The 1,061-nt window shown below is 39.4% G+C and carries 1 protein-coding gene; it reads right to left on the minus strand.

What is annotated here, in order from left to right:
* Nucleotides 1–1,061 (minus strand): hypothetical protein (locus tag ACKTTC_RS13150; RefSeq protein ID WP_408040296.1); only part of this gene is annotated, 1,061 nt, incomplete at both ends.

Below are 1,061 nucleotides of genomic sequence, written 5' to 3' on the forward strand. Positions count from 1 at the left end.
TAGTCGATGTAGCTGTACTTGTTCCTGATGCACTGCTTTGCCAATACCATGTAATTCCACTTGGTGCATTTCCTTTAGTAAGCACACTATTTCCACAGTTATTTACTACAGTAGGTGTACTTGGTATGCTTGGTATCGTTTTGATACTATAACTCACAGCTCTTGCTGCACTCCAACATCCTGTACTATTATTTCTTGCTCGTAAATAATAGGTACTTCCACTTGTTCTGGTAATACTAGTACTCGGTACTGATGTGCTTGTACCTGATGCACTGCTTTGCCAATACCATGTAATTCCACTTGGTGCAGTACCTTTGGTAAGTACACTACTTCCACAGTTATTTACTACAGTGGGTGCTGTAGGAATGCTTGGAATACTTTTAACACTATAATTTACTGTTCTTACTGCACTCCAACAACCTGTAGTATTGTTTCTTGCTCGTAAATAATAGGTACTTCCACTTGTTCTGGTAATACTAGTACTTGGTACTGATATACTAGTACCTGAAGTACTACTTTGCCAATACCATGTGACTCCACTTGGGGCAGTACCTTTGGTAAGTACAGTATTACCACAATTATTTACAATTGTAGGCGCACTTGGCATACTTGGTACTGATTTGATACTATAATTCACAGCTCTTGCTGTACTCCAACATCCTGAACTATTATTTCTGGCACGTAAGTAATACCTGCTTCCGCTTGTTCTAGTAATACTCGTGCTTGATACCGATGTACTCGTACCTGATGCACTACTTTGCCAATACCATGTAACTCCACTTGGTGCAGTACCTTTAGTAAGCCTACTATTTCCACAATTATTTACTACCGTAGGAGTACTCGGAATACTTGGAACAGATTTAACACTGTAACTAATTACCCTTGGATTTCCCCAACAACCTGTACTATTATTTCTGGCACGTAGGATATATACTGTACCACTGGTTCTGGTAATACTCGTACTTGAATTGGAGGTACTTGTACCTGATAGACTGCTTTGCCAATACCATGTAATTCCACTTGGTGAACTTCCCTTAGTAAGTACAGTACTACCACAATTA

The sequence above is a fragment of the Tenacibaculum amylolyticum genome (assembly GCF_964511145.1).
In the GTDB taxonomy this organism is placed as follows: domain Bacteria; phylum Bacteroidota; class Bacteroidia; order Flavobacteriales; family Flavobacteriaceae; genus Polaribacter; species Polaribacter amylolyticum.